19 protein-coding genes are annotated in these 19721 nt (G+C 68.3%); 6 read left to right on the forward strand and 13 right to left on the reverse strand.

The annotated features are described in order from the left end of the window. Positions 1 to 793 precede the first annotated feature (793 nt). The 5 genes from E1261_RS46445 to E1261_RS21060 form a co-directional block, all read right to left on the reverse strand. Positions 794 to 1123 carry a class I SAM-dependent methyltransferase gene (locus tag E1261_RS46445; RefSeq protein ID WP_238176338.1) on the reverse strand — a complete coding sequence of 110 codons (330 nt, stop codon included), beginning with the start codon at positions 1121 to 1123 and terminating at the stop codon, positions 794 to 796. Between the two features lie 56 nt (positions 1124 to 1179). After that, positions 1180 to 1527 (reverse strand): DUF3817 domain-containing protein, encoded by a 348-nt coding sequence (locus tag E1261_RS21045; protein ID WP_132408986.1) that lies wholly within the window; start codon positions 1525 to 1527, stop codon positions 1180 to 1182. After that, complete coding sequence (locus E1261_RS21050; protein ID WP_132408988.1) at positions 1524 to 2333, reverse strand: SURF1 family protein; 810 nt, start codon at positions 2331 to 2333, stop codon at positions 1524 to 1526. The genes E1261_RS21045 and E1261_RS21050 overlap by 4 nt, the downstream gene beginning before the upstream one ends. A gap of 1 nt (position 2334) precedes the next feature. Next, positions 2335 to 3282, reverse strand: coding sequence for a D-alanine--D-alanine ligase family protein (locus tag E1261_RS21055; protein ID WP_132408990.1), 948 nt, complete (start codon positions 3280 to 3282; stop codon positions 2335 to 2337). Positions 3283 to 3414: 132 nt separating this feature from the next. After that, the gene (locus tag E1261_RS21060) at positions 3415 to 4725 is read right to left on the reverse strand and encodes an aminotransferase-like domain-containing protein (RefSeq protein WP_132408992.1); all 1311 of its coding nucleotides are present in this window, start codon (positions 4723 to 4725) and stop codon (positions 3415 to 3417) included. A 136-nt stretch (positions 4726 to 4861) separates the two neighbouring features. Here E1261_RS21060 and E1261_RS21065 point away from each other — a divergent pair, with 136 nt between their 5' ends. From E1261_RS21065 to E1261_RS21080, 4 genes are read left to right on the forward strand one after another with little or no spacing between them, the layout of a single operon-like run. After that, entirely contained in the window at positions 4862 to 5050 is a 189-nt protein-coding gene (locus tag E1261_RS21065; RefSeq protein WP_132408994.1) for a hypothetical protein, read from the forward strand. A 52-nt stretch (positions 5051 to 5102) separates the two neighbouring features. Beyond that, complete coding sequence (locus tag E1261_RS21070) at positions 5103 to 5756, forward strand: GNAT family N-acetyltransferase (protein WP_132408996.1); 654 nt, start codon at positions 5103 to 5105, stop codon at positions 5754 to 5756. A 1-nt stretch (position 5757) separates the two neighbouring features. After that, a complete protein-coding gene (locus tag E1261_RS21075; protein WP_132408998.1) occupies positions 5758 to 6144 on the forward strand; it encodes a DUF2784 domain-containing protein in 387 nt (128 codons plus the stop codon). 30 nt (positions 6145 to 6174) lie between these two features. Continuing rightward, positions 6175 to 6819 carry a permease prefix domain 1-containing protein gene (locus tag E1261_RS21080; protein ID WP_132409000.1) on the forward strand — a complete coding sequence of 215 codons (645 nt, stop codon included), beginning with the start codon at positions 6175 to 6177 and terminating at the stop codon, positions 6817 to 6819. On the opposite strand, the gene E1261_RS21085 is transcribed toward E1261_RS21080, so the two are convergent. Both E1261_RS21085 and E1261_RS21090 read right to left on the reverse strand, forming a co-directional pair. Next, positions 6799 to 7125, reverse strand: coding sequence for a PadR family transcriptional regulator (locus E1261_RS21085; protein ID WP_132409002.1), 327 nt, complete (start codon positions 7123 to 7125; stop codon positions 6799 to 6801). The two genes, E1261_RS21080 and E1261_RS21085, sit on opposite strands and share 21 nt — an antisense overlap. A gap of 9 nt (positions 7126 to 7134) precedes the next feature. After that, positions 7135 to 8079: a DUF6528 family protein gene (locus tag E1261_RS21090; RefSeq protein ID WP_132409004.1), complete on the reverse strand. Its 945-nt coding sequence runs from the start codon at positions 8077 to 8079 to the stop codon at positions 7135 to 7137. A 99-nt stretch (positions 8080 to 8178) separates the two neighbouring features. Here E1261_RS21090 and E1261_RS21095 point away from each other — a divergent pair, with 99 nt between their 5' ends. Together E1261_RS21095 and E1261_RS21100 are read left to right on the forward strand one after the other, a co-directional pair. Further along, a complete protein-coding gene (locus tag E1261_RS21095) occupies positions 8179 to 9342 on the forward strand; it encodes an FAD-dependent monooxygenase (protein ID WP_132409006.1) in 1164 nt (387 codons plus the stop codon). 81 nt (positions 9343 to 9423) lie between these two features. Continuing rightward, complete coding sequence (locus E1261_RS21100; RefSeq protein ID WP_132409008.1) at positions 9424 to 13674, forward strand: amino acid adenylation domain-containing protein; 4251 nt, start codon at positions 9424 to 9426, stop codon at positions 13672 to 13674. Between the two features lie 28 nt (positions 13675 to 13702). On the opposite strand, the gene E1261_RS21105 is transcribed toward E1261_RS21100, so the two are convergent. The 6 genes from E1261_RS21105 to E1261_RS21130 form a co-directional block, all read right to left on the reverse strand. Next, the gene (locus tag E1261_RS21105) at positions 13703 to 14827 is read right to left on the reverse strand and encodes an N-acetylmuramoyl-L-alanine amidase (RefSeq protein ID WP_132409010.1); all 1125 of its coding nucleotides are present in this window, start codon (positions 14825 to 14827) and stop codon (positions 13703 to 13705) included. 44 nt (positions 14828 to 14871) lie between these two features. Beyond that, positions 14872 to 15189, reverse strand: coding sequence for a thioredoxin (trxA, locus tag E1261_RS21110; RefSeq protein WP_202874891.1), 318 nt, complete (start codon positions 15187 to 15189; stop codon positions 14872 to 14874). Positions 15190 to 15249: 60 nt separating this feature from the next. Next, positions 15250 to 16236 (reverse strand): thioredoxin-disulfide reductase, encoded by a 987-nt coding sequence (gene trxB / locus E1261_RS21115; RefSeq protein ID WP_132409014.1) that lies wholly within the window; start codon positions 16234 to 16236, stop codon positions 15250 to 15252. Positions 16237 to 16433: 197 nt separating this feature from the next. Then, positions 16434 to 17198, reverse strand: coding sequence for an anti-sigma factor (locus tag E1261_RS21120; protein ID WP_132409016.1), 765 nt, complete (start codon positions 17196 to 17198; stop codon positions 16434 to 16436). Positions 17199 to 17340: 142 nt separating this feature from the next. Then, positions 17341 to 18054, reverse strand: coding sequence for an RNA polymerase sigma factor SigM (gene sigM / locus E1261_RS21125; protein WP_238176339.1), 714 nt, complete (start codon positions 18052 to 18054; stop codon positions 17341 to 17343). Further along, complete coding sequence (locus E1261_RS21130) at positions 18051 to 19706, reverse strand: protein kinase family protein (RefSeq protein WP_132409018.1); 1656 nt, start codon at positions 19704 to 19706, stop codon at positions 18051 to 18053. The genes sigM and E1261_RS21130 overlap by 4 nt, the downstream gene beginning before the upstream one ends. Positions 19707 to 19721 lie beyond the last annotated feature (15 nt).

Here is a 19721-nt window from a genome sequence, read left to right on the forward strand (position 1 = left end):
GGATTGGGGGGATTGGGCTGAGGGGTGGCGGCCGGGACGCGGAGTTTGTGAGCAACGATCTGCGCGTTGGTAGTCCCCGACGGTCAAGACGTCCGCGCCGGCGCTCGGGCCGACTCGACCGACGGCCCCAGCGGAGGAGGTGCTGTTGAGGCGGAGGTTGCCTGTCGGCTGACGGGGCTCTGGGGAGGCTGGAATTCCTCTGGGAGGTTGATTCTGCGGGCCGGCGGGTGGGTGTAGTTTCTGGTGGGGGATCTGGTTGAGCTCTGAGAATCGTGCTCCCAGAGGAATATCGGGATCCGGCGCCAGCGGTAGATATGTCGACAAAGCTACTTGACGACACGCGGCGTGGTTCCACGTGAAACATTGCGGGTCGCACGGATGAGGTAGGTCGCCGGGAGGTGGGTGGCGGGTGCGCCCAGACCGGCGTACATGTCGGCGATCGGGGACTCGGTGAAGTGGGTGAGCTGTAGGCCGGCCCGCGAGGAGTGCGGTGATGATGTCGGACGGCGGCCAGACGAAGGCGGTGAAGGGCGGCGGGGTTTCGGTGTCGCGGGCGCCGACGGGGAGTTTGGCGTTGTCGATGGTGGAGCGTGGAGTGCTGCGGCCGAAGCAATCGGTGGTGACGGTCAGGGTGCTGGGGCCGGTCACGGCCAGGACTTCCCAGATCGAGTGGTGGTCCGCGAGCAGGATTGAGCCACCGGGGCGGAGTCGCTCGGCGACTATGGCGGCCAGGTGGTGAGGTCGGGGACCCAGCAGATCGCGCCCCAGCTGAGGTGGATCAGGTCGAGGTCGATCAGATCGGCCGGGAGGTCGAACATGTCGGCCCGGCGGAAGTCGACTGGATGCCGGAATGGGCGGACTTCGCACAGGCGAGATCGATGGCGACCTCGGAGATATCGACGCCGGTGACCGAGGCGCCGAGGGTCGCCCAGGAGAGAGCCTCGTCGCCGCAGGAGCAGGCGAGGTGAAGAAGGCGGTGGCCACTCACCTCGCCGGCGGCCGCGATCTCGTCAGCGCCGAGGGTAGAGCCACCGGCAGTGAAGAAGGCTGCCGGCTGGCCAGGACGATCGTCGTGGATCGCGTTCCAGCTGATCCGATTGGCCGCGGTGATGTCGCGCAGCAAGGGGGAGTGTTCACGCCGCCGACGGCAGAGCCATCACCGCGAACACCCCAACGGGTTCAGCGGCCGAGCAGCTCGTGCGTGGTCCGGCGCTCGGCGTAGAAGCTGAGGAACGGGATCGTCCCGGCGACGGCCATCAGGACCAGGCGCGGGAGCGTCCACCGGACCCGGCGGAAGAGGTCGAAGGTGGCGAGCAGGTACACCACGTACAGGAAGCCGTGCAGCGGGCCGACGACGTTCATGACAGCAGGGTTGTCGGCCAGGTACTTCAGCGGCATCGCGACGAACAGCAGCAGGAGCAGCATCACGCCGACGATGTAGGCGATCACCCGGTAGCGGGTCAGCGCGCCGCGGACGGCGGGGGTGAGCTGCGAGCTGGCGGTGGCGGGGTCTGCAGGTGAAGTCACGCTGAAACGGTACCGCTCGACCCCACCGGCTCGGTCGCCCGGTCCTGGTCAGGAAGCTCGTCTTCGGGCGAACCGCGGTGCGCGTCGAGCACCATCCGGGCCCACATCCACAGCGTGAACGCGGCGAAGATCCACCACTGGAAGGCATACGCCACATTGCGGAGACCGGCGTGATCCGTCGGGGGAGCAGGCGGTGTCACCGCAGTCGGCGCCGGCGAAGGGACAGTCCCCGCATCCAGCGCGGTCTGTACGACGAAGGCGTCGTACAGGCGGTAGGTGACCATGTGCACGAGTGTGGGGATCCGCAGCGAAGAAAGCACCCGCCCGCGCGCCGCATCACCGGACGAATCAGCAGCCTCGGAAGCCACGACCGAGCCCGACAACTGCACCGGCCCCGAAGGCGCTGCTGCGGCGGGATCGTTCACCGATGCCACCCAACCGCGAACGACCATCACTGCGCCGCTGTCCAGCATCACCGGGTTGACCACCCAGAAGCCGTTCTGCGAACCGTTCCGCCGGTCGGTGATGAAGACCTGATCGGCAGCGGGACCCCAGGTGCCGGCGACCGTCACGCGCCGCCCGACGGCCTTCGCTGGCAGTCCTTCGTCAACGGAGAACAGTGACTGCAAAGGAATCGGTGCTGCCAGCGCCTGCTTCGCAGTGGCCTCCGCGGTCTTCGACCGGTACACGTCGAGCTGCCACACGCCGAGTACAGACATCACCCCGGCGATCGCGAGAGCAAGCAGCAGCAATGCCGTCCAGCGCGGTGCCAGCGCCGTACGCCACAGAGGTCGATCCGGAGTCATCTCAACGAGCCGCGGCCGCAGCCAGCAGGTCGCGACACAGCACACCGAGCTCGATCCCAGCAGCCTCGGCGGCGAGCGGGACCAACGACGTCTCGGTCATCCCAGGCGCCACATTGACCTCCAGGAACCACGGCACGCCGTCCGCATCGACAACGAGATCCGACCGCGACAAGTCCCGCAGTCCCAGTGCCACATGGGCTGTCACCGCAGCAGCAGCGCAGGCGCCGGCAACCTCGGGAGCCAACCGAGCCGGTACGACGAACTCCGTCGCGCCAGCGGTGTACCGCGCCTCGTAGTCGTAGAACCCCGAGTCCGGAACGATCTCGACCGCCGGCAGTGCCCGCGGTCCGTCGCCGACGTCGACCACCGTGACCGCGACCTCGATGCCGTCGATGTACCGCTCGATCAGCGCAACCGGTCCATAGGCATAGCAGTTCACCATCGCCGACGGCAGCTCCTCGGCGGAGCGCACAATCGACGCACCGAGCGCCGAGCCACCGCGGGCCGGCTTCACAACGAGCGGCAGACCGATCTGGTGGACGACCGCCTCCATCAGCGCACTGGCACCCAGCTCGCGGAAGGTGTCGTGGCCGAGGACAACGGACTCCGGCGTGTACAGCCCGGCCTTGCCGACCATGGTCGCGGCGACGGGCTTGTCGAACGCCGTCCGGCACGCGGCCGCGTCGGCGCCGACGTACGGAACGCCGTACAGGTCGAGGACCTGACGCAGGGCGCCGTCCTCGCCGGTCACGCCGTGCAGGACCGGGAAGATCGCGTCCGGTGTGTCTTCGCGCAGGCGGTCGACCAGGCTCGAGTCGACATCCCGCTGCTCGACCTCGACCCCCACACTGCGCAGGGCTTCGGCGACCCGGCGGCCCGATCGCAGCGAGACGTCCCGCTCATGCGACAGTCCGCCGGCCAGTACCAGCACTCGACCCAGATCACTCATCACACATTTCCCGATCACTAGAAGGCGACATCCGGCGGGCGCCGGTCCCGAGGCCCACTGAGACGGTACCGCTAGCGAATCAACGATCTCCCGTCGCCCGGAGATCCATAGCGAAACCTTTGCCCGGAAGGGCTAACTGAGCTCCGGCCCCGGCGCCTCGTAGCCGTGGCTCGCTCCCGGCTGCAGCGGACCGAACGTCTGCCGCAGCTCCAGCTCCTCGTTGATCACCGCGGCCAGCCGCGAGACGCCCTCGGTGATCCGCTCCGGCGTCGGGTGACAGTACGACAGCCGCATGCACTGCGAACCGAAACCGTCGGCGAAGAACGCCGTACCAGGCACATAGGCGACTCGCGCAGTCACCGCGCGCGGCAGCATCGCCTTGGCATCAAGGCCTTCCGGCAACGTCAGCCAGACGTAGAAGCCACCACCGGGCTTCGTCCAGGTCGTTGCCGCCGGCATCTTCTCGGTCAGGGCGGCGAGCAGCGCGTCCCGGCGCTCGCGGTACATCTCGCGGAACTGCTTCACCTGACCGAGCCAGTCGTGCCTGGCCAGGTACGACGAGATGGCCAGCTGACTGAACACCGGCGGACACAGCGTCGCCGATTCCTGAGCCAGCACAAGCTTCTCCCGCACCGCATGGGGTGCAACCACCCACCCGACCCGGAAACCCGGCGCGAAGGTCTTCGAGAACGAGCCGAGGTAGATGACACCCTCGCGGTCCTCGGCGCGCAACGCACGCTGCGGCTCACCGTCGAACCCGAGCAGGCCGTACGGGTTGTCCTCGAGGATCAGCAGGTTGGCCCGCTGGCAGATCTCCAGCACCCGCGCCCGCCGCTCGTCGGACAGCGAAACCCCGGCCGGGTTGTGGAAGTTCGGAATCGTGTAGAAGAACTTGATCTTCTTACCGGCCGCGCGGACCGTCGCGATCGCCTGCTCCAGCGCCTCCGGTACGACGCCGTTGTCGTCCATCGCCACGTGCACGACCTCGCACTGGTACGCCCGGAAGACCCCGAGGGCACCCACGTACGACGGCGCTTCGCAGATCACCACGTCACCCGGATCGCAGAACACCCGCGTCACCAGGTCGACCGCCTGCTGGCTGCCGACCGTCACGCAGACGTCGTCGGGGTGGGCCTCGATCCCCTCCAGCCGCATCACGTCGCAGATCTGGTCCCGCAGGCCGGGATCGCCCTGGCCGGAGCCGTACTGCATCGCGACCGCGCCGTTGTCGATGACCAGGTCGCGGAGCGCGCTGCCGACCACGTCGAGCGGCAGGCCGGCGATGTTCGGCATCCCGCCGGCCAGTGAGACCACCTCGGGCCGGCTGGCGACCGAGAACAGTGCGCGGATCTCCGATGCGGTCATGCCCTTGGTCCGTGCTGCGTACCGGTCGACATAGTTGTCGAGACGGGTCTGCCGGACATCGGGCACGTCAGTGCTCATGGAGCCACTCCACAAAGGTCTACGAGGGGAAGGTCACCAGGCTAACCCCGATAGCCCGAACGCGCCTGGGCTGTGGAACGGCGCGACCTCTCACTACCATGCCTTATAGGGGCAGTACGGCGGAAGGTGGACGAGTATGACTGTGGGTAAGGCAGCCGGCTGGACACTCGGCGGGCTGCTACTGGGTGTGCTGGCCGGCTTCGCCGGTGAGCTCTTCCGGCGGCAACCAGCCGCGAAGGTGCAGCAACGCTACGTCGCCCCCCGGGCGGCAGAGACCCCGGACGTGCGGCCTCCCGCCCCCGCTCCGGCCGAGGCCACCCGCTAAGGCGACGGGCACGCAACGTGACGAACGTAACAGTCCGCAATCCGGAGTCCTGATGACTCGTCGGCTGGAACCGCTGACCCTCGCCACTCTCGGCGAGCTGCCCGCGCCATGCCGTGACTGTGTGTTCTGGGAGCTCGACCCGGTGGCCGCCCGGCAGGCCGGCCGCAACGGTGACACCGCGCTGGAGAAGGAAGCCTGGCTGTCCCAGCTCCTGCTCGACTGGGGACCGGCCGGGGTGGTGCTGTTCGTCGACGACGAGCTCGCCGGGTTCGCGGTCTACGCCCCGGCGGCGTACCTGCCCCGGATCCAGGCGTTCCCGACCGCGCCGGTCAGCCCGGACGCCGTCGTACTGGCGACCGGTCGGATCCTGCCGCGGTACCTCGGGCTCGGGCTCGGCAAGGTGCTCGTCCAGGCGGTCGCGAAGGACGTGTTGAAGCGCGGCTTCCGGGCAGTCGAGGCGTTCGGCGACTCGCGCTGGCAGGGACCTGGCTGTGTCTGGCCGACCGACTTCCTCCGTGCCGTCGGCTTCGCTGTGGTTCGAGACCACCCGCGGAATCCGCGACTCCGGCTTGATCTGCGGTCGGCGATCACCTGGCGCAGCGAGATGGAGGCCGCGGTCGAGCGCCTGATGGGCGCGATCCGGCCGGAGCCCGCGCCGCCGCCGGTGACGGTTCGGGAGTCCACGCCGCCCGTTAGGACGCACTGACATGGCGTGGCGGGTGCTGGCCGACGTCATGTTGGTCCTGCATGCGGCGTTCCTGCTGTTCTTCGTCGTCGGCGGCTTCCTGGCCTGGCGCTGGCCCAAGGCGATCTGGGCGCATCTGGCCATTGCGATCTGGAGCGTGCTGATCGTGCTGATCGACTTCGACTGCCCGTTCACCGGCATCGAGAAGTACTTCCTCCGCCGCGGTGGTGAGGACGTCTACGCCAGCGGCTACATCAACCATTACCTCGACGGCACCATCTGGCCCGAGGGTTCCACACCGATCGCGGAGAAGGTCGGCTTCGCGCTGATCCTGATCTCGTACGTCGGCTTCTTCGTCCTGCGCAGCCGCCGCCGATCGAGGGTCGGCTCAGTGAAATCCCCGACGTGAAGAACCGCCGGCTGACGGACAATGATGAACGTGTCCACGTCTGTCGATGACTACTTGGTGGGTCTGACCAAGGCCCTGCCCGGCCCACGCCGGAAGCGGGCCGACCTGCTCGCCGAAGCGCACGACCACCTGATCGACGCCACCGAGGCGTTCGAGGCCGAGGGACTCGACCGTACGGCGGCCGAACAGGCGGCGACCGCGGATTTCGGTGAGCTGTCCGAGGTAGTCCCGGCGTACCGGGAAGAGCTGTCGGTCGCGCAGACCCGCAACACGGCCGCGCTGCTGCTGGGCGTGATGATCCTGCAGCCCCTGATCTGGCAGCCCGGGATGTGGATGTGGAACCAGGATGTCAGCGGGCCGACCGAGTTGAGCATCCTGCTGGAGCGGCTGGTCCGATGGACCGGTGGCGCCACCATCGCCGGTGCCGTGCTCGCCGTCCTGGCCACCAGCTTCGGTCAGCGGTTCGCGTTCGTGCGGCAGCACGGCACCCAGCTGATCGCGATGTTCGCGCTGATCAGCGCCGCCGTCGTGAGCCTCGGCGGGGTGTCGATGACTGTGGAGTCGGGCGGTCCGGTCGGTCACATCGACGTGGTCCCGGTCAGTGCCTTCGTGCTCATTCCGCTGGCCGTGGTGGCACTCCAGGCGTACCGCGGGCTACGCCTCGTTCGGGCGTAGGACGCCTTCCACCACGGTCCGGAAGCTCAGCCACTCTTCCTTGCCGGAGGCAAGCATCTTCTTCCCGGCCGGGGTCAGCTGGTACGTCCGCCGCTTTCGTCCGCCGACCGTCTGCCACTCGCTGGCCAGGTAGCCGGCCCGCTCCAGCCGGCGCAGCGCCGGGTACAGCGTGCCGGTCGGCAGATCGAGCGCGCCGCCGCTGCGTTCGAGCAGCGCTTCCATGATCGCGTAGCCGTGCAGCGGGTCGTGCTCGACGACCGCCAGGATCATCGGGTCCAGGTGCCCACGCAGAACATCCGCCTTCATGTAGGCAGTCTACTCATACCTAGAACTCCACACACGGGCCTTGTAGATTTCGGCCCCAGGAATCGTGCGCGTAGCCGCCGGTACGGCGAAGTTGACCGTGTCGGTGCACCAACTGGTCCGGCACCCGGCCTTCGGGCTGGTCCGAATCTGCTGCGCGTTCGGCATGCTGCTGACGCTCTTGATCCCGGCCTGGTCGAACGTCGCCACGATCGCCCCGGCTGACTTGCTCACCTGGTAGACCTTCGAGCCGGTTGAGACCCACAGTCGATCGTGGTCCTCCAGGGCCGGCGCGAGATCGTGGCCACCAGCGGTCAGCCCCGGGACCATCGACACTTCGGTCAGGATCGGCGCGGCCGTCGTACCGGTGATCTTGAGGGCGGCCAGCTTGCTGCCACCCAGCACCCAGAGCACCTGTCGCGCCGGATCCCACTGCACGCCATGCGCGTCGGGCAGCGGATAGCTGGCGTAGCTCGCGGACGACGAGCCCTGCGAGGCGGTGTAGACGCGGATGAAGCCACCGTTGCTGGCGGCAACGGCTACGTTTCCGTCCGGCAGTAGCTCGACGCTGTGCGGGTTGTTGGCCGATCCGACGTTGACCGCCCACAGTCGCTGACCGCTCGGATAGCCGATCAGCGCGGCGAGCCCGCGGGAATCCGACACCACCGCCACGTACGCCTCAGCCTTCATCCGCAGCTTCACGTCGGTCGGCAGTCCCCAGGCGCCGGTCAGGCCGGCGAAGCCGTTGGCGCTCGTCGGTGACCACGTCCACTTCTGCGCGGCCGCCGTACCCCAGTTGGCCACCGCCGGATCCATCAACCGGATCCGCGCGGCCGACGGGTTGTCGTAGTCCTGGTCGGTCACCGCCACCAGGCGACCGGCCTCGGCGGCGTGCGCAGGTGGCGTCGAGGTGAGGAACGCGGCCAGGACACAGATACTGCCGAGCAGGCGGAGCATGGCAACCCCCAGGTCGGAATCTCGCCGCCCAGGGTAGTTGTGTCGTCACCGATTGACCATGGCAGATCCCTGACAGGTGCCGGATGCTTTCCTCGGACAATGAGGAGAGTCCTGATCGTCGGTGCGAGTATCGCCGGGCCCGCGCTGGCTTGGTGGCTGCACAGGTACAGCTTCGAGGTGACCGTCGTCGAGCGCGCGCCCGCGCTGCGGCAGGGCGGCTACAAGATCGACATCCGCGGCGCCGCACTGGATGTGGTCGAGCGAATGGGCCTGAAGGATCGCCTGACCGGGCTGGAGACCGACATGCGATTCATGTCGTTCGTGAACAGCGCCGGGCGCCGGCTGGTCGACGTCCGGGCTGACCTCTTCATGGGCCGCGGCGAGGCCGACCTCGAGGTGATGCGCGGCGACCTCAGCCAACTCCTGTACGACGAGACGCGGGCGACCGTCGACTATCGCTTCGGCGACACCATCGTGGAACTGGATCCGGCCACCGGCGCGGTGAGCTTCGAGCACGCCGAGCCGGAGACCTTTGACCTGGTGATCGGCGCGGACGGGTTGCACTCGACGGTTCGCCGACTGGCGTTCGGTGGCGACGTGGTGCACGACCTCGACCATCTGGTGGCGATCGCGACCGTCCCCAACCACCTTGAGCTCGACCGCTGGGAGCTGATCTACTCGGTCCCCGGCCGGACGGTGAACCTCTACAGCACCGGCCGGAGCGCCGATGCCAAGGTGCTCTTCCTCTTCGGTGCTGACCAGAAGTACGCCGGCCGCGAGCTGGAGATCCTCAACACGACCTTCCGTGGCGCGGGCTGGGAGACCGATCGACTTCTCGATGCGGTCGCGGTCTCCGACGACTTCTACTTCGACACCGTCAGCCAGGTGCACCTCGACCGGTACGCCGTCGATCGGGTCGGCCTGGTCGGCGACGCGGCGTACTGTCCGTCCTTCGCCTCCGGCCAAGGCACCAGCCTCGCGCTGGTCGGCGCCTACGTCCTCGCCGGCGAGCTGTCCCGATCCGAGCCCGCGCACGCGTTCGCGACGTACGAGCAACTAATGCGGCCGTACGTCGAACGCAACCTCAAGCTCGGCCGAGACAACCTAGGCCGGATGATCTCCAAAAGCCCCCTGCAGAGCTGGGTCGGCGCAATGGTCCTGCGCGTTCTCCCCAAGCTACCGATGAAGGACGCGCTCGTCGCCAAGATGACCCAGCCCATCCACGACGCCGCCCGCGCGATCGAGCTGCCCGTCTACAGCTGAGCTCCTGGTGTGACGCGTGCGTGATGTCGCATCCCTACGATCAGCCACGCTGTGTAACTCAGAGTGATTGATGGGTAAGAGATGAAGACCGGTTTCTCCGCGTGGCTGATCGGCGGGAACTCACTGGTGGTGGAATGCGCTTCGGTGCTGGCCGAGCGGGGGCACCGGGTCTGTGGGGTGGTGTCCGCGGTCCGCGAGGTTCGGGAGCTGGCCGCTGCTCGTGGCTTCGCCGTGGCGGAGTCACTGAGCCCCGATGAGCCGTTCGACATCTTGTTCAGCGTGGTTCACCTCCGGATCCTGCCACCCGACGTACTCGCCATGCCGTTGCGGTTGGCAATCAACTTCCACGACGCGCTGCTGCCCCGGGATGCGGGCGTCAACGCCGCCGCGTGGGCGGTCGCCGACCGTCGGACCGAGCACGGAGTGACCTGGCATGTGATGACGCAGGACGCGGATGCCGGCGATGTCCTGGTCCAGCGATCCTTCGCGGTTGCCGAGGACGAGACCAGCCATTCACTGAATCTGAAGTGTTGGCAGGCGGGCCTGGAATCGTTCACCACGCTGGTGGATGAGCTGGCCGCGGGGCAGGAGCACCGCACTCCGCAGGATCTGACCGAGCGCACCTATCACGGCCGGCTGGATCGTCCTGGGCTGATGCTGTCCTGGCAGCGCACTGCGGTCGAGCTGGACGCTCTGGTCCGGGCAACGGACTTCGGCTCCGGACCGAATCGCTTCGGTCTGTGCAGGGTAAGGACGGCAGAGGGTTGGTTGCTGGTACGGCGTGCGCAGGTCTTCGAGCTGTCATCCGGCGAAGCGCCGGGAACCGTGGTGGCCATGGACGAGACCACGTTGCGAGTCGCGACCGGTGCGGGCGATCTTCTGGTGGAGGTCGGGCCGCATCACCTGCGAGCCGGTGTGGTGTTGCCGGAGCCCGACGAGGCCTCGATCCAGGCAGAGCGCACCGGCCTGCAGCACGAGCCGTTCTGGCGGCGGCGCCTGCAGGAGCTGCGACCGCTGCAAGGGCTGAGCAAGCTTGGCGACGCGCACCAGAGCAAGGTGCCGGCTGGGATGACCGACGACCAGTTGGTCGACGCAGTCATGGCGTACCTGAGCGAGCTGACCGGCGAAGAAGCTTTCGACATCGGGCTCCGTGCACCGGCGCATGGTCTGCTGTCGGAGGTGGTGCCGCTCCGAACCGGCCAACAGGTCCGCACCGGCTACCTGCGAGATCTACTGGTCCGCCAGCCGGCACTGGTCGAACCACGCCTGCCAGTGCTGCTCGAGGTCGGAACCGCGTCCGCACCACCTCCCGGTACGGAGCTGGTGATCCGGGTCCGTGACGGTGCCTGCACTTGGCTGGCCGACAACCCACACCTGGCGGACGACTTCGCGACGTACTGTGCGGCTGTCGACACCGGCCTTCCGATGTTGGTGTCGGCCGCGACGGTGCAGAAGCTGCAGGCCGAGGATGCGGCGACGCGGACGGAGTACCCGCGTCACCTTCGCACGCACGACCTCTTCGCGCAGCGGGCCGAGGCGCACCCGGAGAGCATCGCCGTGGTCTTTGGCGGACACTCGCTGACCTACGGTGAGCTGGATGAACGCAGTGGTCAGCTGGCAGCACTGCTGGCGGATCGAGGCGTCGGGCCCGGCGACAGAGTCGGCGTGTACCTGGAGCGCTCGGCCGATCTGCTGGTGAGCCTGCTGGCGGTGTGGAAAGTGCGCGCGGCCTACGTGCCACTCGATCCGGTCTACCCCGCTGCACGGATCGCCTACATGCTCACCGATGCCGACGTCACGCTTCTGATTACCCAGGCGAGCCTGGAGCACAACGCGTCCGGCCCCAAGGTGATTGTCGATCGGAGCTCGCTACCCGCCGTACCGTTCGTCTCCCCGCCGGGCCAGGCCGATGACCTGGCCTACGTCATCTACACGTCCGGGTCGACCGGGCGTCCCAAGGGCGTCCAGGTCACACATCGCGGACTGACGAACTTCCTCTGCTCGATGGCCGACGCTCCTGGGTTCACCGCTGCCGACAAGTGCCTCGCCATCACCACCATCTGCTTCGATATCGCCGGCCTGGAACTGTTCCTGCCCCTGATCACCGGCGGGACCGTCGAGATCGCGCCGGCGGGAGTCGTCGGTGACGGACCTGCACTGCGCGATCTGCTGGACGCCAGCGGAGCGACCGTTCTGCAGGCCACTCCCGTCACGTGGCGGATGCTGATCGACGCCGGTTGGCAAGGCACGCGCGGACTGCGGGTCCTCTGCGGTGGGGAAGCCTTGCCTGCCGATCTCGCCGAAGCGCTGCTAGAGCGCGCGGACACCGTGTGGAATCTGTACGGGCCTACCGAAACGACCATCTGGTCCACTGCCGCACAGGTCCGGTCCGGTGCCGCCATCACCATCGGACGACCGATCGCCAACACGACGTGCCACGTCCTCGACCCGCAGTTGCGGCGGCTGCCGTTGGGCGTTCCTGGCGAGCTGTTCATCGGCGGAGACGGCGTGGCGAGCGGGTACCGCAACCGGCCGGACCTGACCGCCGAGCGCTTCGTCCCCAATCCGTTCGGCACCGGCAACCTCTACCGCACCGGAGATCTTGTACGGCGGCTGCCCGGCGGAACCCTGGAATGCCTCGGCCGCTCCGACCACCAGATCAAGCTCCACGGCCACCGGATCGAACCCGGTGAGATCGAAGCCGTCCTTCGCGAGGTACCGGCCGTCCGGAACGCGGCCGTCGTCGTCCGCGCGGACCGCCTCGTCGGCTACCTCACTCCCGCCGGCCAGGATCTGACCGCGCTCCGGGAAACCCTGCGCTCCAGGTTGCCGGCGTACATGGTCCCTGCGGTCCTCGTCGAGCTGGACGCATTGCCTGAGACCCCGAACGGCAAACTCGATCGCAACGCGTTGCCCGACCCCGCACCTGAGGCTGCCGCTGCGTTGCCGGTGGGCGAGCGTCTCGAGACCCTGGAGGATTTGCTGAGCGCGGTCTGTGTCCAAGCCGCGATGGTTCTCGGCACCTTCGAGCCGGTCGAGGCCGACCAGCGCTTCCCCGACGCGGGCATCGACTCCCTGGCCGCGGCCGGACTGCTCGGCCGCCTGCACACGCTCACCGGAATCCGGCTGACCGTCACCGCGACCTTCCAGCACCCAACGCCTCGCAAACTCGCCGGCCATCTGCACGAACTGCTGTCGGGCACCAGCGAACCCGAGCAGCGACCCGATCTCGCCGTACTGCTTGCCTCTGACATCGTTCCGGCCGACGGCACCTTGCGGAGCGGCACCGAATGCCTGGTCACGGGCGCGACCGGCTTCGTCGGCGCCTTCCTCGTTCGCGAACTGGCTGACCGCGGCTACACCGTCCACTGCCTGGTCCGCGGTGACGATCCTATGACGGCCGGCCGCCGCCTCCGAAGCGCGATGGACGCATACGAGCTGTGGAGCGACGACCTCGATGAGGCGGTCCGCGTGCATCCTGGCGACCTGACCCAACCGTTGCTGGGGCTGACCGAGGCTCACTTCGACTACCTCGCCGCCACTGTCGACACGATCTATCACTGCGGCGCCCACGTCAGCGCTGTCCATCCATACTCCGCGCTACAAGCCGCCAACGTCGGTGGCACCCAGGAAGCACTCCGCCTGGCCGCGCGGCACCGACCCTCGACCTTCCACCACATCTCGACCATCGAGGTGTTCGCACAGCCACCCGCCCACGGCGGCCCGATCACTCCGGCTGACCCACCCGGCCCGGCCCCGGCCCTACGCGGCGGCTACGCCCAGACCAAGTGGGCGGCGGAACACCTCGTCAGCCAAGCTGACCAGCGCGGTCTACCGACGGCGATCCACCGCCTGCCCCGCATCCTCGGGCACACCCGCACCGGCGCTTGCCAGACACGCGACCTGCTCTGGCAGATCCTCAAAGGTTGCATCCAGGCCGGTGTCATCCCGACCGGCGTCAACGCCACCTACGACATCGTTCCGGTCGACCACGTCACCCAAGCCATCGCCGACGCCGAGCCCGGGAAGGTCCTGCACCTCACCAACCCGCATCGCACCAGCTTCGAGGCCATCGCCGAACACCTACGCACGGCGGGCTACCCACTCGCCGGCCTTCCCATCGAAGCCTGGGCCGACCTCATCCGCCACCGCCCAGGCAACGCCGCCGCCCCAGTCCTCGACATCTTCATCACCGAGATGACCGGCCACGGCTGGAGCAACCTGACCTTCACCACCACCCTCGCCGCCACCAAACCCCTCGACGGCAACCTCTTCACCCTCTACCTCGACTACTTCGCCCGCACCGGCTACCTCCCCAAACCCCCCAACTGAACCGGCGAGCCGGGCAACTGCCGTCGTACTAGACGGTGAGTTGGCCGAAGCGGAGCATGCCGGTGGCGGCGTCTTGTTCCGGGGGGAGGTAGACGCGCTGGATGGCGACCACGATGGCTTCGGCTATGACGTCGCGGAAGGCGGCGTCGGCGAGGCGGGCGGAGTCGTGTGGGTTGGTGACGTAGCCGATCTCGAGGCGGACCGCGGGCATCTTGGTGCGGCGGAGGAGGTCCCAGGTTTTGGCGTGGGTGCGGCAGTTGAGGAGGTCGGTGCGGGCTACGATCTCGCGCTGGACGAGGCCGGCGAACTGCTCGCCGACGCTGGACGAGGCGCCGTGCAGGTCGTTGCCGTAGAAGTACGTCGCTACGCCCTGGGCGTCGGGGTTCGCGGAGCCGTCGGTGTGCAGGGAGACGCACAGATTGGCGTCTGTCTCGTTCGCGAACGCGGCTCGGGCCAGCTCGTCAGGGCCCTGGTCCCGGCCGCGGGAGAGATACGCCCGTACGCCGGTTGCTCCGAGCCGGCCTTCGATCCGCGCGGCCAGGTCGTAGGCGATGTCGGACTCGCGCAGCCCGTAGCCCTCCCAGCCGTAGTCGAAGCCGCCGTGGCCCGGGTCGATCACCACCGTCTTGCCGGACAGGCGCGGTCCGGCGGCGCGGACGGCCTCCGAGGCGCGCAGGGCGTCCGGGCGTCCGCCGGTTGCCATCGGCTTGATCCGCTGGAGTGCCTTGAACGTCGACGGGCCACAGGTCCCGTCCGCGGGCAGGCCCATGTTGCGCTGGAACTCGGTCACCGCGCGCTGGGTGTCCGGTCCGAAGATGCCGTCGATCCGGGCGACGGCGAACCCGAGCTCCTGCAGCTTGGCCTGCAGCGCCAGTACGTCGTCCCCGGTCAGCGGGTGCGAGACGACGAACGTCAGCAGCCGGTCACCCAGTCGCCAACGCGCGTCGTCGATCGCGCGGTAGGTCTGCGGGCCGACGATTCCGTCGATCATCAGCCCGCGTTGCTGCTGGAAGCCCCGGACAGCGTGGGCGGTCGCTTCGTCGTAGACGTCATGACCGCCGGTCAGCAGCCCCAGTCGCTGAAGCTTGCCGATGATCTCGGCCACCGCCTCACCGCTGTCGCCGATCCGGTACACGCCGTGCGGGCCTGCCATAAATCACTCCTAGCCGTGGCGGACGGTGTCCTACCTCACGAGAATCACGCCGTGAAGTCGGCGAGCTCCTTCAGCAGTGCCGCCTTCGGCTTCGCGCCGACGATGGACTTCGCGAGCTCACCGTTCACGTAGACGTTGATGGTAGGGATACCGGTAACACGGTAGTTGCTCGGGGTGACCGGGTTCTCGTCGACGTTCATCTTCAGGAAGGTCAGCTTGTCCCCGTGGTCCTGGTTCAGCTCCTCCAGGATCGGCGAGACCTGGCGGCACGGACCGCACCACTCGGCCCAGAAGTCGACCAGGACCGGCTTGTCGCTCTTCAGCACGGTCTGGTCGAACTCGGCGTCGGTGACGGCGTTCATCTTCTCGCCCACGGCGATATCTCCTTCAGGGATGGTAGTGCCAGCTCTTTATGTGAATGGTCAGACGGTGACGGATTCGGTAGCGGCCGCAGCCGCCACGGTGTGCTCGAACTCCATGCTGGCCAGGAAGCGCTCGGCGTCCAGGGCCGCGGCACAACCGCTGCCGGCCGCGGTGATCGCCTGCCGGTAGGTGTGGTCGACCAGGTCACCGGCCGCGAAGACACCCGGCTGGTTGGTCTCCGTGCTGCCCTCACGGGTCAGCACGTACCCTTCCTCGTCCAGGCGAATCTGGCCGTGGATCAGCTCCGACCGCGGGTCGTGACCGATCGCGATGAAGAGGCCGGTGACCGGCAGCTGCCGGGTCTCGCCGGTCTCGGTGTCGCGCAGTACGACGCCGGTCAGCTTCTCGTCGCCCTGGATCTCGGCCACCTCGGAGTTCCACGCGTAGTCGATCTTGTCGTTCGCGAACGCCCGCTCGGCCATGATCTTCGAGGCGCGCAGCTCACCGCGACGGTGCACCAGCGTCACCTTCGACGCGAACCGGGTCAGGAAGGTCGCCTCCTCGATGGCGGAGTCACCACCACCGACGACCGCGATCTCCTGCTGCCGGAAGAAGAAGCCGTCACAGGTCGCACACCACGAGACGCCGTGGCCGGACATCCGGTCCTCGTTCTCGATACCCAGCTTGCGGTAGCCCGAACCCATCGCCAGGATCACCGAACGCGCCTGGTGGACGGTGCCGGCCGAGTCGGTGACCGACTTGATCTCACCGGTCAGGTCCATCGCGACGATGTCGTCGGCGATCAGCTCAGCGCCGAAGCGCTCCGCCTGGGTGCGCATCTCGTCCATCAGCGCCGGGCCCATGATGCCCTGCGCGAACCCGGGGAAGTTCTCCACCTCGGTGGTGTTCATCAGCGCACCGCCGGCGGTGACCGAACCCTCGAACACCAGCGGCTCCAGCTGCGCACGCGCGGCGTACACGGCGGCCGTGTAACCGGCAGGGCCGGAGCCAACGATGATGACGTTGCGGACTACGGAGTCGCTCATCCCTCCACCTCGCTGACGCTCGGCTCCGGTCTGAGCGACAGGTCGGCAGACTTGTTTGTTCGCTCGCTACGCTCGCTCATACAGGCGTTCCTCGAATCGTTGAGACGGGTACGTCGTACTCAACGGATCCGTGAGGCCGACCATTCCCACGGTACCGATTACCCGGCGTGGACGTGTGATTGGCCCACCAGGGGTGCTCAGCGGTTTCGGAGAGTCACCGTGGTGTCGTAGATCGACGTACCGGCGCTACCGCCACCGTCACAGCCGGTCAGCACGTAGACCTCGATGTCACGGGGCGAACCGCCCTGCAGACCGATCACGGTCGCGCGGGTGCCGTCGACCTTGGCCGGTTGGACCAGCCGGACCACCGGATTCGGCCGGGCGGCGGCGAAGGTCCTGGCACAGGTGAGCTCGGCAGCGCTCCCGTTCAGTAGCGGGGTGCTGCTGTTCTCGAGCCACTTCTGCACCTGGGGTGCGATCTGCGCCGTACTCAACGAGACCACGCCGGTGGGCTGGATGGCTGTCGGGTTCGTGTTCGCCGCGTTCTCGCCAGCGCGGTCCTTGGTCGCCATCACGACGCCGACACCGATCGCCGCGATCAGTACGACGGCCGCCGCCGCACCGAACAGCTTCGGCATGTGCCGGTGCGGCTCCTCGCGGATCTGCGCCAGCGAGTGCACGCCGACCGTCGATGACCGCATCACGGCCTCGGCCCTGATCACCGCGTCGAGGTGCTCGGCAACATCGACCGGCATCGGGATGTCGGCCCGGCCCTCGTCGGCAAGGTCCTCGGAGAGCTCCAGCAGCGCGTCGTACGTGAGCTGACAGTCGGGGCACGCTTTCACATGCTCACGAGCGCTGTGCGCCTCAGTGGCGGGCAGCAGGTTCTCGAGCAGGTCGGCAATCGTGTCGGTGTCGAGGTGCTCGAGATGTTCGCTGGTCGGCAGACCGGATTCGGTCATCGTGAACTCGCCCCCAGACGGGACGTGCCCCGAGAGGCGCGCGTGGTGGTCATCGGTGGAGTACTCCGGTCGAAGACGTCGGCAATCGGGCCGCCGAAGTCGGGGCGAACCCCAGGCGACTCCGCTACGACGGCCGGGCCGGTCATTCGGTTCCCACGCTTTCGGCGGCAGTTTTCGACGGCAGATCGGAGTCGTCACTACCGCCCCGAGTGGTCTGCCAGTGCCGCAGCAACGGCAGCAGCCGGGCCCGGCCGCGGGCACAGCGCGATTTCACCGTCCCAGGAGCGCAGCCAAGGATCGCGGCCGCCTCCTCGATCGAGTAGCCCTCCATGTCGACCAGTACGAGCGCGCTGCGCTGGTCGGAGTTGATCTGCTTGAGCGCGTTCAGTACGTCGAGCCGGCGCTCCCGCACCTCGGCGGCGTCCTCTTCGACCGGTCCGGCCAGCTCGGCTGCGCGGTCCTCGTCCTCCGGCAGCGGGTCGGCCTGGCGGACCTGCCGGCGGCGGATCCGGTCCAGGCAGGCGTTCACCACGATCCGGTGCAGCCAGGTGGTCACCTTGGCGTCACCGCGGAAGGAGTCGGCCCGGCGGAAGGCCGAGATGAACGCCTCCTGCAGCGCGTCGGCCGCCTCCTCGGGCTCGCCGAGGGTGCGGATCGCGACCGCCCACATCCGATCGCGGTGCCGCTTGACCAGGATCCCGAACGTGTCCGGGTTGCCGGCCACGTGCAGCCGAAGCAGTTCGTGGTCGTCCAGCTGGTCGTACCCGACCGGCCCGCCCGGGTGAACGGGTTCGTCGAGGCCGATCCGGGGGAGCTGTGCCGATGGGTTCGTCCCCGAATCCAGATGTGCCGTCATTTCTGGATCGAGACCTCCGAGATCGTGCCCTTGTAACCGCCGTCGACCTTCGGGACCTTGGTCAGCCAGACCAGCACGTACCGCGTCTCGGTCGGTGCCGACGGGGTCAGCGTCACCGCGCCCTCGGGCTGGTCCGCCTCGGTGGCGATCGGCTCCCAGCCGTTCACGGCCGACGGCGACGTGGACTTGTCGTCACCCTTCGGAACCCTGATCTCCAGGCTGGTCTCGTCACCCTCGAGCGTGACGACCACCTTCGACACCGGCGTCAGCGCGCCGAGGTCGTAGATAATGCCGACGCCGGGCTTCTGACCACCGAAGTTGGGCTTGCCCTTGTACGACATGGTCTTCCAGTTCGTACTGGTCTTGCCGTCGTAGGTGTTCTTGACGTCCTCGGGGTGCTCCTCGCCGTTACCGGCGGGCTCCGGGTCGAAGTCCTTGGCGTTGACGATCTTGGCAGCCGCTCCGGTCGCCGGCGGCTTGCTGCTGGTCGACTGGGTGGGCTGGCCACCGGTGCCGGGGTCGTCGGTCTGGTCGTTGTTCATCGCGCCCTTGAGCAGGAACTGCGCCATCGCGACCACCGAGAGCAGCGCCAGGATGGCGAGCAGGATCAGGATCCGGCCGCCCCACGAGCCCTTCCGCTTCGGCTCGTCGGCGCGGCGGCGTCCGCCGTTCCCGTTCGACGGGGGCGGGGCCTGCCGACGCGCGGGCCGTGCCTCGGCAGGGGAGTACGCCGCGGTCTCGGCGTGGCCGTTGGATGACTGGTACGCCGGTGGGGTCGGATCGAGCGCGGGCGGAGGGGCCTGCGGGACCACCTGGGTGGCGTCGTCGATGCTGCCGTTCTGCCGGGCGACCTGGACGGTCTCGTCCATCTGGTTCGGCGGCTCGTGCGAGCTGCCGACGACTCCGGACAGAGCTGCGGACAGACCGGCGGCGCTCGTGATCGGCGGGGCATGGTGTCGCGGCGGGTCGGCCAGCAGCCGGTCGCTGATGTCGTCCAGCGAGCGCGGTACGCCGGCTCGCACCTGGCGCGGGCTCATCAGCCGACCGTGCTCCACCGGTGCCGGCTGTAGGCCCCAGGCCGGGGTCGGGCCTGGCCAACGACCGGTCAGCGACGCGTAGAGCAGCTCGCCGAGCGCGTAGACGTCTTGTTCGGCCGAGCCAGGACCGGCGGACCGCAGGGCGGCCTCGGTGGCCAGGCCGACGACCTTGATCGCACCGGCGTCGGTGACGACCACCGTCGACGGGCTGATCGAGCCGTGCGCGTGACCGGTGCGGTGCAGGTGCTCCAGGGCCTCGGAGACCTCGCGGGCCAGCCAGCCGGCCTGCTGACCGGTCAGCGGTCCGCTGGCGAGCATCCGCTCCAGCGGACGACCACCGGCCCACTCGCGCACGCAGTACGTGACGCCTTCGAACATGTCGCAGTCCAGCACCCGCAGGAAGCGTGGGTCGGCCGCTGCGGCGGCCCGCCGCGCGGCGTCGAACAGCAGGTTGGTCCGCGGGTCGCCTACCGGTAGGACATCGACGACGACCGCTCGGCTGAGCACCTCGTCCACGGCCCGCCACACCCGTGCACCGTCGATCTCCGCGAGTAGCTCGGCGATCCGGTACCGCCCGGCGAGCAGTGCACCAGGACTGACGGTCTGGTTCGACACGGTGTCTCTCGCCCT

Origin of the sequence: Kribbella albertanoniae, from assembly GCF_004348455.1 — a bacterium.
In the GTDB taxonomy this organism is placed as follows: domain Bacteria; phylum Actinomycetota; class Actinomycetes; order Propionibacteriales; family Kribbellaceae; genus Kribbella; species Kribbella albertanoniae.